This is a genomic window from Homoserinimonas sp., from assembly GCF_056262345.1.
The window spans coordinates 54664-67879 of record NZ_JBACFR010000209.1 but is presented as its reverse complement, the minus strand read 5'-3'; the positions used below and the strand labels follow the sequence as shown (position 1 = coordinate 67879).

The 13216-nt window shown below is 64.0% G+C and carries 13 protein-coding genes; 12 read left to right on the top strand and 1 reads right to left on the bottom strand.

The window, feature by feature from the left end; all coding sequences use genetic code 11:
• The first annotated feature begins 340 nt into the window (after positions 1-340).
• Positions 341-2983, top strand: a complete 2643-nt coding sequence (locus AC062T_RS10225; RefSeq protein WP_476029717.1) for an Rne/Rng family ribonuclease — start codon at positions 341-343, stop codon at positions 2981-2983.
• 28 nt (positions 2984-3011) lie between these two features.
• Positions 3012-4190 (top strand): hypothetical protein, encoded by a 1179-nt coding sequence (locus AC062T_RS10220; RefSeq protein ID WP_476029715.1) that lies wholly within the window; start codon positions 3012-3014, stop codon positions 4188-4190.
• Between the two features lie 27 nt (positions 4191-4217).
• Here the strand turns inward: AC062T_RS10220 and AC062T_RS10215 are convergent, their stop codons facing one another.
• On the bottom strand, positions 4218-4493 hold the full coding sequence (locus AC062T_RS10215; RefSeq protein WP_269844845.1) for a DUF4031 domain-containing protein: 276 nt from the start codon (positions 4491-4493) through the stop codon (positions 4218-4220).
• Between the two features lie 383 nt (positions 4494-4876).
• Between AC062T_RS10215 and rplU the strand changes: the two genes are divergently transcribed.
• From rplU to AC062T_RS10165, 10 genes are all read left to right on the top strand, one after another.
• Positions 4877-5185 carry a 50S ribosomal protein L21 gene (rplU, locus tag AC062T_RS10210; RefSeq protein WP_108516843.1) on the top strand — a complete coding sequence of 103 codons (309 nt, stop codon included), beginning with the start codon at positions 4877-4879 and terminating at the stop codon, positions 5183-5185.
• 28 nt (positions 5186-5213) lie between these two features.
• Positions 5214-5471, top strand: coding sequence for a 50S ribosomal protein L27 (gene rpmA, locus AC062T_RS10205; protein WP_108516841.1), 258 nt, complete (start codon positions 5214-5216; stop codon positions 5469-5471).
• Positions 5472-5563: 92 nt separating this feature from the next.
• Positions 5564-7141 (top strand): GTPase ObgE, encoded by a 1578-nt coding sequence (obgE, locus tag AC062T_RS10200; protein WP_476029712.1) that lies wholly within the window; start codon positions 5564-5566, stop codon positions 7139-7141.
• Positions 7141-7971 carry a glutamate 5-kinase gene (proB, locus tag AC062T_RS10195; RefSeq protein WP_476029710.1) on the top strand — a complete coding sequence of 277 codons (831 nt, stop codon included), beginning with the start codon at positions 7141-7143 and terminating at the stop codon, positions 7969-7971. The genes obgE and proB overlap by 1 nt, the downstream gene beginning before the upstream one ends.
• Before the next feature lie 39 nt (positions 7972-8010).
• The gene (locus tag AC062T_RS10190; protein ID WP_476029708.1) at positions 8011-9279 is read left to right on the top strand and encodes a glutamate-5-semialdehyde dehydrogenase; all 1269 of its coding nucleotides are present in this window, start codon (positions 8011-8013) and stop codon (positions 9277-9279) included.
• A 60-nt stretch (positions 9280-9339) separates the two neighbouring features.
• Complete coding sequence (locus AC062T_RS10185; protein ID WP_476029707.1) at positions 9340-9537, top strand: hypothetical protein; 198 nt, start codon at positions 9340-9342, stop codon at positions 9535-9537.
• A 15-nt stretch (positions 9538-9552) separates the two neighbouring features.
• Positions 9553-10155, top strand: a complete 603-nt coding sequence (gene nadD, locus AC062T_RS10180) for a nicotinate-nucleotide adenylyltransferase (protein WP_108516832.1) — start codon at positions 9553-9555, stop codon at positions 10153-10155.
• Positions 10156-10313: 158 nt separating this feature from the next.
• Positions 10314-11705 carry a hypothetical protein gene (locus AC062T_RS10175; protein WP_476029704.1) on the top strand — a complete coding sequence of 464 codons (1392 nt, stop codon included), beginning with the start codon at positions 10314-10316 and terminating at the stop codon, positions 11703-11705.
• A gap of 40 nt (positions 11706-11745) precedes the next feature.
• On the top strand, positions 11746-12147 hold the full coding sequence (gene rsfS / locus AC062T_RS10170) for a ribosome silencing factor (RefSeq protein ID WP_476029702.1): 402 nt from the start codon (positions 11746-11748) through the stop codon (positions 12145-12147).
• A 3-nt stretch (positions 12148-12150) separates the two neighbouring features.
• Positions 12151-13152 (top strand): hypothetical protein, encoded by a 1002-nt coding sequence (locus AC062T_RS10165; RefSeq protein ID WP_476029700.1) that lies wholly within the window; start codon positions 12151-12153, stop codon positions 13150-13152.
• The last annotated feature ends 64 nt before the right edge of the window (positions 13153-13216 follow it).

Genomic DNA, 13216 nt, shown 5'->3' with positions numbered 1-13216 from the left:
GAAGTCCACTCCGAGCCGCGCTCGGAGAGGCAACCAAGAAAAGCTTTCCGGTCTGCGGGCCGCGGTTCGATCTGGCACCTGGCGACACTTACCGTCGCAGGCTAGACGCACCGCTCGTGCAGCACCGAACAGATGTGACAGAAGACGAGCAAGACAGGGCCCATCCGGTCGCAGCAGCACCCGTGAGTTCGCCGCAGAGTCGGCAGGAGCCGCAGGCGCTGCGCACTGATCCGCCCCGCTTGTTACGTAAGGATTAGCGCCAATTCGTGAAGCGCGAGTTGACGCGAGAGATTTCCGAAGGGTAGCGCGGCTGCCTGGTTCGGCTAGGAGTGCACCAGCGATGGTGGATACAAACGAAAACAATGACGGCACACAGAAGGATGGGGTTCGCAAGCGAGTTCGACTGTTCGGTTCGCGCCGCAAGGCTGCCGAGAAGACAGTGACCGCCCCGAGCACGACTCCTGCGATCGTTGAGGAGGCCATCGTGGCCGAGCCCATTCAGCAGCCCACCAACGAGTCCGCACCGGCAGCTGAGGCTTCGGTAGTCGAGAAGGCCGCGGAAGTTGATTCCTCTTCGCCTGAGCCTGTTCAGGCGAAGACTACGCGTACCCGCACCCCGCGCAAGGCGAAATCAAGCGAAGTGAGTCCTGAAGCTTCGGCAGATGACTCAGCTGCGCCGACGGAGCCGACGGCCCCGCTCGTTGCCCGCTCCACGACGTCGCTGTTCTTTAAAGCGCCAGACCTGCCGACGATGGTTCCTCCGTCGGATTCCTCTGCGCGCAGCAACCACGATGATGACGACGAGGAGCCATCGTCGTCGGCTCGTCGGCGTACTCGGCGCCGTTCCAGCGACGACGACGCACCTGAGTCCGAGCGCTCCGCGACCGTAACTCGCACCCGCGCGCCGCGGGTGCAGCCGGAGCCTTCGAACGAACCGCAGAAGGTGCGCGGCTCGACCCGCCTCGAGGCCAAGAAGCAGCGTCGCCGCGATGGCAGGGATGCGGGTCGCCGCCGTCCGGTTGTCACCGAGGCCGAGTTCCTCGCTCGCCGCGAGAGCGTCGACCGCACGATGGTCGTTCGTCAAAAGAACAACCGCATCCAGATCGGTGTTCTCGAGGACGGCGTGCTCGTTGAGCACTATGTTGCACAGTCGTCCGAGGCATCGCTCATCGGCAATGTGTACCTCGGTCGCGTGCAGAACGTTCTGCCGAGCATGGAGGCTGCCTTCGTCGATATCGGGCGCGGGCGCAATGCCGTGCTCTACTCCGGTGAGGTCGACTGGGATGCTGCTGCGGAGAACTCCGCAGAGGGCAAGAACCAGGCGCGCCGCATTGAACTCGCCCTCAAGCCGGGCGACAAGGTGCTCGTGCAGGTCACCAAGGATCCCGTCGGTCACAAGGGTGCCCGTCTCACGAGCCAGGTCTCGCTGCCCGGCCGTTACCTCGTCTATGTGCCGAACGGCTCGATGAATGGGATCAGCCGAAAGCTGCCCGACACCGAGCGTGCGCGCCTCAAGAAGATTCTCAAGGAGGTTCTCCCCGACAACACGGGCGTTATCGTGCGCACTGCGGCCGAGGGGGCCACCGAAGAGCAGCTGACGCTCGATGTCAATCGCCTCACCTCGCAGTGGGCCTCGATTAGCGCTGCCCTCGAGACCGTCTCCGCCCCGGCGCTCCTTCACAGCGAGCCCGACCTGTTGGTCAAGATCGTCCGTGATGTCTTCAACGAGGACTTCCACAAGCTGGTCATCGAGGGCGAAGAAGCGCGCACCACGATCACCAACTACCTGAGTGCCGTAGCGCCCGACCTCGTCGACCGCATCGAAAAGTACGAGGGTGACCGCGACTCGTTCGACCAGTACCGCATCAGCGAGCAGATTGAGAAGGCGCTCGACCGTAAGGTCTGGCTGCCCTCAGGAGGCTCGCTGGTTATCGACCGCACCGAGGCGATGACCGTTGTGGACGTCAACACGGGCAAGTTCGTCGGATCGGGTGGAAACCTCGAAGAGACCGTCACCAAGAACAACCTCGAAGCCGCAGAAGAGATCGTTCGCCAGCTCCGCCTGCGCGACATCGGCGGCATCATCGTCGTGGACTTCATCGACATGGTGCTCGAATCCAACCGAGATCTCGTTCTCCGCCGCCTCGTTGAGTGCCTGAGCCGTGACCGTACGAAGCACCAGGTTGCGGAGGTCACGAGCCTCGGGCTCGTGCAGATGACCCGCAAGAAGCTGGGTCTCGGTCTCATCGAGTCGTTCAGCGAGGCCTGCGAGGCCTGCGCCGGCCGCGGCATCATCATCCACCATGACCCCGTCGTCAAGCACCGTCAGTCGCCCCAGCCCGAAACGCGTCGCAGCCGCGGCGGCAAGGGCAACAACGGCGGCGGCAATAACAACGGTGGCAACGGTGGCACCGCCAGCGGCACCCAAGGGGGAGGCACCGCGGCAGCTGCTGCCCCGAAGACCAGCCCGACCCACGTGATCACCGAGGACGTCAAGAACGCTCTCGCCCAGATCGCCGCGAGCACCATTGCTGGCACGATCGAGGCGGGGGCCGCTCACGATGGCGCCTCTGCTGAGCAGAACGCTGGCGAAACACCGGAGCAGGCCCCGGCTAAGTCCGGCCGATCCCGCCGGTCGCGCTCGAAGGCGTCGGCGTCGGCTCCGGCAGCGAGCGAGTCGCCGGCAGAGTCGGCAGAAGCTCCGGCCACGAAGCAGGATGCAGATGTCCCGCAGACCGCTTCCCACCGCGAAAGCGTCGAGGTCGTCGAGGTTGTCGAGATCTTGGATATCCCCGTGGTCAAGTCCACGAGCACGGCCAAGCGCGTCAGCACCCGCGATGCCGAGGAGATTCTCGGAAGCCTGCTTGACGCTCTTCCTGAGCCCAAGCAGCCAGGCCAGGGCCGCTCGCGCGGATCTCGCAGGGCTTCGAGTGCCGGTGTCGTTCAGGCTGGGACAGCTCAGGCCGTTACTGCAGAGGACTAGACCGCTGCTGCTGACCGCTGAGTGAGGTATGAGCGCTTCTCCTAGACGCCGAGCTACCGCGATTGTGATCGCGGTGCTCGGCGTCGCCGTGCTTGTGGGTGCGATTGTGGCCGTCACATGGTGGGTGCGTGGCTCGAGCTCAGACGGGGCGTCACCGGCCGAAACACCTGCCGTCGACACTGCGTACATTCTTGATCGTGCTGACCCGGCAGAAGGCGGCGACGATGCGATCGTCCGAGTCGCCCTCGACGGCGCGGACGGCAGTGACGAGCCTGTCTTTTCTGCTCCACACATCATCGACTTCGCCGTCGCGGCAAGCGATCTCGTCGTCCTCACGGGCGTGCCGGATGGGGCAGGCGTCGTTTCCGAGCACTCTCTAGAGATCGTGAGCGCAGCGGGGGGCTCACCGCGCCCCGTTGAGCTACCTGGCGCCGGGACGATCGATCTTCTCAGTGCGAGCGACAGCGGCCTCGTCGGGTTCACCTTTACGAGCGCCGGCGATCCGTTGGATCGCGAGTACGCGGCAACGCTCATGTGGTTCGATCCGCAATCGGATGCCGCCCCACAGGTTGTCGAGGGAGAAGGGGGTGCTCCGATCGAGACGTCGGCCTGGCTGTGGAGCGGCGATGCCACAATGCTCGCCGTGGGGTCCGATGAGGAGCTTGTGCTCCTCGACCCGGTCGACAACGCGGTGCTCGAGTCTTTCGGTGAGTGGGAGGGGCTCGAGGCGGTCTCCAACGACGGTCTCACCGCTATCGTGCGCGACCATCACGACACTGTCTTGCTTGGTCTCTCCGATGATTCGTCCGAGAGCCGGGAGGGGACTCCCTTCGGGCCAACCCCGCTCGATGAGCGAAGCGTCTTCGGCGGAAGTGTCGAGTTTCTGGGAGACGGCCCCGAGCGCATCCACAAGATCGGTGTCGCCGACCCCGAGAGCGGACGCGTCGACTCGATGATCGTGCTTGACGATGGCGCCACCCCTCGGGTTCTTTATGCCGCCGCCGAGGGAGAAGGCATCGACGGGTTTTCCGTCTCTCCCGATGGCCAGCTCGTGGCCGTCGAGGTGGTTCCCAATGTTGCCGCCATGATTTCCGATGCGTACTACCCGTTTGCCAGGGCGGCCTCCATCGTCACTCGATTTGTGGATGTCGCAACGGGTGATGTTGTGCGCGAGACGCCTGGCTTCGGCGTGGAGTGGGCGCGATAAGGGGTCTCGGCGACATCCGGTGCTCGCTCACTGCGGGGGCAACCGGCGATCTCGCTGTCTGACCCGAAGCCCGCTGTCCCGGAGCCTCGTGACTAGCTCCCGGTTGCTCACGGGATGAGCTCCCAGCTCAACGAGTGAGGAGTAGCGTTCGGCTGGCACGTCGTAGTGATCGATATCGAAGCTCCGAGCGGCGAGGCCAGCCTTGGCTGCGAAAGCATGTAGCTCGTCGAGCGTCGAGTCGCTGACCACGTGAGCCCACAGGGTGCCGTGCGCTGGCCACATGGGCTGATCGATCAGAATCATAGGCACCTCGTGTCGTCGTAATTTCCCCGACAAGAGTAGGCCGCGCCCGCGCTGAGCGCCTGAATCCGGCTCCCAGAGAAGGGGATAAGGGCGCGTCTCGCAGCAGAACCCACAAACTCGGTCTATTCTTATTGCGTGAGGTTCGTCTCTGGCGTTCCTCTGATCGTGCTTGTGGGCACGCTCCCTGGCTGTGGCTTCTGTTGCAACCGGTGGGGTAGTCCGCTTTCGGGTATGCTGGACTCGGTTTGACCGGCAGAACTGCATCGACTAGCATTGATCCTTGGCGTGCGCTGGCAAAGCCCGCTTTCAACGCCGAATTCTTCATCGAAGCGACAGCTTCGTGTGAAATCGAGACGCTTCTTTCAAGTAGTTAGGGTTCCCAAGTGGTTTACGCAATCGTGCGCGCCGGTGGTCGGCAGGAAAAGGTCGAGGTCGGCACCGTTGTGGTCCTGGACCGCATCGCCGCCAACAAAGACGGCAACATCGAGCTGGCACCCGTGCTGCTCGTTGACGGCGACAAGATCACGCACGACGCCAAGTCGCTTGCGAAGGTCACGGTCACGGCAGAGGTCCTCGGCGACCTTCGTGGCCCCAAGATCGTCATCCAGAAGTTCAAGAACAAGACCGGTTACAAGAAGCGCCAGGGCCACCGCTCGGAGCTGACCCGCGTCAAGATCACCGGCATCAAGTAAGTCATCCGAGAGCATTAGGGGCTGAGAAATGGCACATAAAAAGGGCGCATCGTCCACTCGTAACGGCCGCGACTCCAACGCACAGCGCCTCGGCGTAAAGCGTTTCGGCGGCCAGGTCGTCAGCGCGGGCGAGATCATCGTTCGCCAGCGCGGCACGCACTTCCACCCCGGCGTCAACGTCGGCCGTGGCGGCGACGACACCCTGTTCGCTCTTGCCGCTGGCTCAGTCGAGTTCGGCGCGAAGGGCGGCCGCAAGGTTGTCAACATCGTGGCGGCCGCCTCCTAAGGCGTTCAACACTTCACACGTGGGGCGAGCTTCGGCTCGCCCTTACGTGTTTCTCCACTGGCCTCACGGCCCGAACAGATAAGGATCACGCAATGGCAACCTTCGTGGACCAAGTGACCCTGCACCTGCGCTCGGGTCATGGTGGCAATGGCTGTGTCTCAGTTAAGCGCGAGAAGTTCAAGCCTCTCGCAGGCCCTGATGGCGGCAACGGCGGCAACGGCGGCGACATCGTCATCGTCAGCGACGCCCAGGTGACCAGCCTCCTGAACTACCACCGCTCTCCGCACCGCACTTCTGACAACGGTCAGCCCGGTATGGGCGATCACCGTGCCGGCCTCTCCGGTGCAGAGCAAGAGCTTCCGGTGCCCGTGGGCACCGTGGTCAAAGATGCGTCAGGCGAGGTGCTCGTCGACCTCAACGAGCCAGGGATGCGCATTGTTGTCGCCCCCGGTGGTCAGGGCGGGCTCGGCAACGCTGCTCTTGCTAACACCAAGCGCAAGGCTCCCGGATTCGCTCTGCTCGGCACTCCGGGCTGGGAGGGAGACATCCTTCTCGAGCTCAAGGTCGTCGCCGACGTTGCGCTTGTCGGTTACCCGTCCGCAGGCAAGTCGAGCCTGATTGCGGCGATGTCGGCTGCCAAGCCCAAGATTGCGGACTACCCGTTCACCACGCTTCATCCGAACCTCGGCGTTGTGGAGGCGGGGGAGTCTCGCTACACGATTGCCGATGTTCCTGGCCTCATCGAGGGCGCCAGCGAGGGCAAGGGCCTCGGGCTTGAGTTCCTGCGACACGTCGAGCGGTGCAGTGCCCTTGTGCATGTTTTGGACTGCGCAACCCTCGAGCCGGGTCGCGACCCGCTGAGTGATCTCGACATCATCCTCTCTGAGCTCAGCTCTTATGAGGTGCCCGCGGGTCAGACGCCGCTTCTTGAGCGTCCACAGGTCGTCGTGCTCAACAAGGTTGATGTCCCCGATGGTCGGGATCTCGCCAGCCTCGTACGGCCCGAGCTTGAGGCGCGCGGATACCGCGTCTTCGAGGTGTCGGCTGTGAGCCGCGAGGGTCTCCGCGAGCTGTCCTACGCGCTCGGCGCGCTGGTAGACGAAAACCGCGCCGCGCTGGCCGCGAAGCCCGTGAGCGAGCGCATCGTTCTTCGCCCCCGCGCCGTCAACGACGCAGGGTTCGAGGTCAAGGTGGAGGGCGGAACGCACGGCAACATCTACCGCATCATCGGTGGCAAGCCGGAGCGCTGGGTTGCCCAGACCGATTTCACCAACGACGAGGCCGTGGGATTCCTTGCGGATCGCCTTGCCAAAGCCGGTGTCGAGAACGCCCTGTTCAAGGCTGGCGCTATCGCAGGCTCCACCGTGATCATCGGACCGGGCGAGGGCGTAATCTTCGACTGGGAGCCGACGATGACGAGTGCGGCCGAGCTCTTGACCGGCCCCCGTGGCACCGACGACCGCCTCGGCGAACGCATCCGCCCCACCCGAAACGCCCGCCGCGAAGCCTACTTCGAGCGCATGGATGCCAAGGCCGCTGCGCGTGCCGAGCTCATTCGTGAGCGTGAAAGCGGTCTCTGGCATGATGACGAGGGATTCGCCGTCGACCGCGACCGCGGCGCTGACGGCACCTCAGACCACACAACCGATTCGGACGACACTCAGGACTGATGACAGCGCACCCCTCCACCAGCAGCATTCCGACTCTGAGCCCCGTCTCCGCACGTCGGGATATCCCGAATGCACGTCGGGTCGTTGTCAAGGTGGGGTCCTCGTCGATCAGCGGCGAGAACGCCGGTCAGGTCAACCATTTGATCGACGCTCTCGCCGAAGCGCACTCCCGCGGAACCCAGATCGTTCTGGTGTCGTCGGGGGCGATTGCGACGGGGCTGCCGTTTCTCAAGCTCGATGGGCGCCCGACCGATCTCGCGACTAAGCAGGCTGCCGCTGCCGTCGGCCAGAACGTGCTCGTCTTTCGGTACCAGGAGAGCCTGCGCCGCTACGGCATCGTAGCTGGGCAGGTTCTCCTCACTGCGGGCGACCTTGAGCTCGCCGAAAACCGAGCTAATGCTCGACGAGCAATGGAGCGTCTGCTGGATCTGAGGATCCTGCCGATCGTCAACGAGAACGACACCGTTGCCACAGAGGAGATTCGGTTCGGTGACAACGACTCGTTGGCCGCGCGAGTCGCTCGACTCATCAATGCCGACCTGCTGGTGCTGCTCTCCGACGTCGAAAGCCTCTACACGAAGCCGCCGTCGGAGCACGGAGCGGAGGCCATCCACGATGTGGCCTTCGGAGATCCGTTGAGCTCGATTGAATTCGGCGGAATCGGCGAGGCTGGCGTGGGAACCGGGGGCGCGCGTACCAAGGTTGCCGCCGCACGGCTTGCCGCTGGCGCCGGAACTCCCGTTTTACTCACGGCGACGGGCCTCGTGCACGAGGCTCTGAGAGGCGCCGACATCGGAACGTGGTTCGCAGCGGGTCCGCCCGAAAAGTAGGTCGATCGGTCATCGTCCCCCGGCGATACGATGGTGAGCATGACTGAGCAGAGCGTGATTGCGCCCACCATCACCGACAAGCTGGTTGCCTCTCGTGAGGCGTCTCGGCATCTGGCGACGGCCACGGCGCAGGTCAAGAACGCTGCCCTCGAAGCCATTGCCGCCGCGGTGCTCTCGGGCGCAGACAGAATTCTCGCCGCCAACGAACTCGACGTGGCCAACGGTCGAGAAAGCGGCATGAGCGAGGGGCTCCAAGACCGCCTCCGGCTCACCGACGCTCGCTTGCAAGGGCTGGCGGATGCTGTGCGTGACGTTGCCTCCCTGGTCGACCCGGTCGGCCAGGTTGTGCGCGGGTCGACCCTGCCCAACGGCATCCACCTCACCCAGGTGCGAGTTCCCTTCGGCGTGGTTGGCGCCATTTACGAAGCCCGGCCCAACGTCACGATCGACATCGCATCCCTTGCTCTCAAGAGCGGAAACGCGGTTGTGCTGCGGGGCGGCAGTGCCGCGCAAAACTCCAATGGCGTGCTGGTTGAGCTAATTCAGGAGGCGATCGTTTCGGTGGGCCTGCCTGCCGAACTCGTCCAAACGATCGATGAGTTCGGTCGTGAAGGGGCTAAGGACCTCATGAGGGCGCGCGGGCTGGTCGACGTGTTGATTCCGCGCGGGAGCGCCAGCCTCATCCAAACGGTCGTCACCGAAGCCAAGGTTCCCGTGATCGAAACCGGTGCCGGAGTCGTCCACGTCTTTCTCGACGCCTCGGCAGACCTCGACACTGCGGTCGCCATTGTCCACAACGCCAAGACCCACCGGCCGAGCGTGTGCAATGCCCTCGAAACGCTTCTCGTGCACGCCGACTCTGCCGAGCGGCTTCTGCCGCCCGTACTGGCCCGGCTCCGCGATGCCGGCGTAACGATTCACGGCGACGAAAGAACCGCCGCACTCGTTGCCGAAGTTGTGCCGGCGACAGAAGACGACTGGGCCACCGAATACATGAGCCTTGATCTTGCTGTGCGTGTAGTCGACGACATCGATGCCGCAATGGATCACATCCGCCGCTATTCAACTCACCACACAGAGTCGATCATTACGCAGGATCTGACCAGCAGTGAGCGGTTTCTCGCTGAGGTCGATTCAGCGGTCGTCATGGTGAACGCGTCGACTCGCTTTACCGACGGGGGAGAGTTCGGCTTTGGCGCCGAGGTGGGAATCTCGACCCAGAATCTTCATGCGCGAGGCCCGATGGGGCTGCCAGAGCTCACTAGCACCAAGTGGATCGTTCGCGGTTCGGGACAGGTGCGCAGCTAACGCTGTCACACGCGGTAGATTAGGGGGAGTGCCGCGCCCTGGCCACTGAACGGAGAACAAATGTCATTCCTTGCCGTCCTCGCTGCCGAGGAGCACCACGAACTCGCCCCGTTGATCATGGACGTTATCTGGTTCCCGATCATCGCCGCTGCTGTGTTCCTCGTGCTGGGCCTCGTCACCTACAGCTTCCGCGACGTTGCGAACCGTCACCAGCACAAGACCGGTGGCTCGGCGCCCCACGCCGGCGATCACCACTAGGCGAACGCCCCAACGATGACCGCGGTCGATCCCGACCTCAGGCGTCCCCGCGTCGGGATCATGGGTGGCACGTTTGACCCGATCCACAACGGGCACCTCGTTGCAGCCAGCGAAGTTGCGCAGCACTTCAACCTGTCTGAGGTCATCTTCGTGCCAACCGGGCAGCCGTATCAAAAGCCGGGTGCGACCGCGAGTGAGCACCGCTACCTGATGACGGTGGTCGCTACCGCGTCGAACCCCTCCTTCACGGTTAGCCGCGTCGATATCGACCGAGACCGGCCGACCTACACGATCGACACTCTGCGGGACCTCCGGGCAGCGCGCCCCGATGCGGAGCTGTTCTTCATCACGGGCGCCGATGCCATAGCCCAGATTTTCGACTGGAAAGACGTGGACGAGCTTTTTGAGCTTGCTCACTTCGTGGCAGTCTCACGGCCAGGTCACACCCTCACTATTTCCGGATTGCCCGAGCAGGACGTAAGCTTGCTCGAAGTGCCTGCATTGGCAATCTCGTCGACGGATTGTCGCAGCCGGGTGGGTCGGGGGTTCCCGGTTTGGTATTTGGTTCCCGACGGAGTAGTTCAATACATCGCCAAACACCATCTGTATCGGAGTTAGACATGACAGCGTGGCATGACCGGCAGCCGCTTTCGCGGAGGCAGGTCAGGAACAGCCAACGCGAGGCCGAGGCCGACGCGGTCTTTTCTGCAGCCCGAATACAGACGGAGGAGGCTCCGTTGGCAAGCTTCGGAAGCGCACATCCCGAGAACTCAGCTATGAACGAACCCGATCGTTTCGACTCGTCCGAGACTCCCACGGTAAGCAATCCGATCGTGCCCGGCGGTCGAAGGGCCCAGCGCCTCGCTGCCGAATCCGCACAGGCCGAAAGCTCGTTTCGTGTTCGGGAATTTCGTGTCCGCGTAGTGCCCGCCGTCGCCGACGATGCGGACTCCGACTCGCTCCCACGCTTTGCCACACCCCTCAGGCCCTTGATGCCAGAAGGCTTGCCGTCGGCGCTTGCATTTCTGCCTTCGGCCACCCCCGCCGATGACGGTCGTGCCGAGACCGCTGTTGCTGAAGGCGACCATAGCCTTGTGGCGCATAGCGACCTGTCCTCTGGCGCTGTCGAGTCATCCGACACGGCGGTCGCGGGAGACATCCCAGACGAGGCAACATCGGTTGCGGAACTGCCCACGGGTCGCCCGCTAACCAGGCGGGAACTTCGCGCCCTCGAGGCAGCTAGAGAGGCGGCAGAGTCGGCACCGACTCAGCCCGAGTCTGAGCCCAATTTTGCGCCCCCGATCCTTTTCGCCCCTGCCCCGGAGCCGGTGGAACAGGAATCCTTCGTCGACAGCGGACTGCTCCCCGCCGAAGAGCCGAGCGCCCTCCCTGTGCTCGAGCACAGCTTTGACCTCAGTGCGCCCCCTGAGGCGCCGGTCGTTCTTGGTGACCTTGCCCCGCCCACGGGCATCCCCCTCGGCACGTCTCCGACCGAGCTGCCAACCCTGGCTGAGCTTCTCGCTCCGGCGGATCCTCAGGCGTTTCTTCAGGCCCCCGCTCCCGAGGCGCCTGCGGCGTTTGTTCCTCAGTTCTCGCTCGCGGATTACCCGGCACCGACGCCCCTCAACGATGCCATTGCATCCGATCGCGGCGTCGACGTCGTGCAGGCTCCCCATTCAGCCCCCGTCGGGCATTGGACCATGCAGCAGGCGATCGATGACGTGACCCAGGGTGGAACCGCCACCACCTCGCGCGACCTCAGCACGGCAACCGGCCCGATCACCAGCAATGCTCTGGTCATGCCGTCTATCCCGACCGGCGCCGATCTGAGCGTGCCCTTCGCTACGGCGACGGGTGAGGTTCTCATTACGGGCTCCATCAGCCTGCCATCCACCCTTGGCACAACGGGATCCCATCCCGCTCGCTATGACCACTCCGACCTCGATGCCATCATCGATGCGGCCGACCGTGATGACATCGAGGGTGACTCCGCCCCTGTGCGCGCCATCCGCGCCGTCAGCACACACACCTCTCCGCGCGACGTCATCTCGATGTCGCGCAAGTCGGAGGGAAACCGTCTTCCCATCGTCCTCGCGATTACTGCGGGCACAATGATGGTCAGCGTCACCGTACTGGTGGTCGTCGGTTTCATCTTCGGCACCTTCTAGACCCGTGTCTCGACGACACATCTTCACACTTTAGGAATCCGTGACCGCATCACAGCACGCCATCGACCTTCTCGCCATCGCCGCAGCAGCGGCCGACTCCAAGCAGGCGACCGACCTTGTCGCCCTTGACGTTTCTCAGCCGCTTCCCTTCGCGGATGTGTTTTTTCTCGCCACGGGCCGCAACGAGCGCAACGTAATCGCGATCGCTAACGAGATCGAAGACAAGCTCATCGAGGCGGGAAGCAAGCCGCTTCGCCGTGAAGGTCGCGCTGAGGGTCGATGGATTCTGCTCGACTTCGGCGACATCATCGTTCACGTTTTTCACGAGGAGGAGCGGGTCTACTACTCGCTCGAGCGTTTGTGGAAGGACTGCCCCGCGCTGCCCATCGAGGTCGCGGAGCATGCCGAACCACAGGATGGTGTGGCCGAAGCAACAGAGTAAGGCGTGGCCCTCGACGCGCCCCGGTGGGTCGGGGGTTCGGATGCTGAGAGCCGCCTATCCGCCGCAGCACAAACGCTCGGGGGCATCGAGGCGTGGGCGACAAGTCCGGCGCTTGCGCGTCTCGTGCAAAGTTTTGGGGGAGAGCTGCCCTCGATTCCGCTGCGGGGATTGTTGGCCTGGCTTGACGACTTCTCCGAGCGTCACTGGGATTTTCGCAAGGGGCGAGAGCGCAATCTTGCCTCTGACGCTGTGCTCACTCCTCAGCAGTGCGACCGCGCGCTCCAATCGGCGCTCGAGCTCGGGTTGCGGCCTTCGCTCCCTCGGAGCGACCACTACGACGTAGCGTTGCTCACGGGCGGCATGGTGCGGGCGGGTGTGGTGAAGCCCCGCTATGCGGCAGAGCTACGCGCCCGGGGCGTTGACATCGATTCCGTGGTGTTTTTGGGAGCGTTCCGGCCGTTTGCGGGTGACGAATCCGCCACTGCGCTGGCGCTCGGCATCTCGGGCACGGACGAGGTCGACGCGATGGAGCAGGGGCTCGTGCGCCAATTCGGTCGCGCCGACGAGGCGATCGTGCGCGAGGGCTCGTCTGCACATCCTTTTGGCCGCTGGCAGCACTCCACCTGGCAGGGCGCCGGTGGTGGCCCCAGGCTGGGCGTAGTCGCGGCGCCGTCCTCTGAGCCGCTGGCGCGACGCGCCAACACCGTCGACACGTTTGAATTCTGGGCGGAACGAATTCGTCAACCCCGGGAGATATCGGTCCTCGTGATCACGACGCCCATCTACGTGCCGTACCAGGCGGCATGCGCCGTGCAGATTCTCGGTCTTGGTCACAACCTCGCCGTGGAGACCGTAGGGGTGAGCGAGACTGCGGCGGACCTGGGGGAGCTCAGCCAGCGCTTCGAGCCGCAGCATCATCTTCAAGAGATTCGCTCGGCCATTCGCGGATATCGTGCGCTGGTGGCCAGCGTCGATGCGAGTGCGGATGCGCGCGGAAACGCGTAATTCAAGACACGAACAGAACTCGATTTCTGGCGGACGGCGCTTTGTTGTACTCTTGACAAGTTGC

Excerpts from the sequence above, each read along its gene's own strand:
- AC062T_RS10225 (WP_476029717.1), top strand. The coding sequence starts at position 341 with ATGGTGGATACAAACGAAAACAATGACGGCACACAGAAGGATGGGGTT.
- AC062T_RS10220 (WP_476029715.1), top strand. The coding sequence starts at position 3,012 with ATGAGCGCTTCTCCTAGACGCCGAGCTACCGCGATTGTGATCGCGGTG.
- AC062T_RS10215 (WP_269844845.1), bottom strand. The coding sequence starts at position 4,493 with ATGATTCTGATCGATCAGCCCATGTGGCCAGCGCACGGCACCCTGTGG.
- rpmA (WP_108516841.1), top strand. The coding sequence starts at position 5,214 with ATGGCACATAAAAAGGGCGCATCGTCCACTCGTAACGGCCGCGACTCC.
- obgE (WP_476029712.1), top strand. The coding sequence starts at position 5,564 with ATGGCAACCTTCGTGGACCAAGTGACCCTGCACCTGCGCTCGGGTCAT.
- proB (WP_476029710.1), top strand. The coding sequence starts at position 7,141 with ATGACAGCGCACCCCTCCACCAGCAGCATTCCGACTCTGAGCCCCGTC.
- AC062T_RS10190 (WP_476029708.1), top strand. The coding sequence starts at position 8,011 with ATGACTGAGCAGAGCGTGATTGCGCCCACCATCACCGACAAGCTGGTT.
- AC062T_RS10185 (WP_476029707.1), top strand. The coding sequence starts at position 9,340 with ATGTCATTCCTTGCCGTCCTCGCTGCCGAGGAGCACCACGAACTCGCC.
- nadD (WP_108516832.1), top strand. The coding sequence starts at position 9,553 with ATGACCGCGGTCGATCCCGACCTCAGGCGTCCCCGCGTCGGGATCATG.
- AC062T_RS10175 (WP_476029704.1), top strand. The coding sequence starts at position 10,314 with ATGAACGAACCCGATCGTTTCGACTCGTCCGAGACTCCCACGGTAAGC.